1 protein-coding gene is annotated in these 588 nt (G+C 46.8%); it reads left to right on the plus strand.

Going from position 1 to position 588, the window contains the following annotated elements:
* On the plus strand, window positions 1–588 hold a 588-nt coding region (locus R8N49_RS28925), incomplete at both ends, for a pilin glycosylation ligase domain-containing protein (protein WP_318190675.1).

Here is a 588-nt window from a genome sequence, read left to right on the forward strand (position 1 = left end):
CGCTATTCAAAGCTAACCATCGGGTTACTGATCAGCGCGATCATCATGACGTTGCCAGTATTCTACCCCAATGCGGACAGCACTCTGGCAGCGAACAAACTTATCGGCCTGTGGAGTGGTTTCCTATTTTTTGTTGTCTTACAGCAATTTCATTTCAGTAATAAGCATCGCCAACGGTTACTTTGGTTCATCGTACTGGCTGTCGTGATTGAAGCTCTATTTGGTCTGACACAATATCTTTTTCTAAAACCAGGGAATCCTTTCGGTTACGACACGATTGCTAACCGTCCGTACGGGATCTTTCAGCAACCGAATGTGATGGCTAGCTTTCTCGCTACTGGATTAGTCATTGCCAGTTACCTTCTAGCTCGTCAACCCTATAAGTATTCACGTAAGCTAAGCGACGTTTACCTTTTGTATGCCGTACCTGTTGTTACCTTGCCGTTGATTGTCGCGTTAGCTTCGCGCACAGGATGGCTAGCGACCATCATCGGTTTGTTGTTAGTGATTCCGTATATGTATCGCTTTGCAACCAAAGGCCGCTTTATTCGCTGGATCGCAGCTTTGGTTGCGGGCTTGGTGCTCTCG

It is taken from the genome of Vibrio sp. 1978, assembly GCF_033344345.1.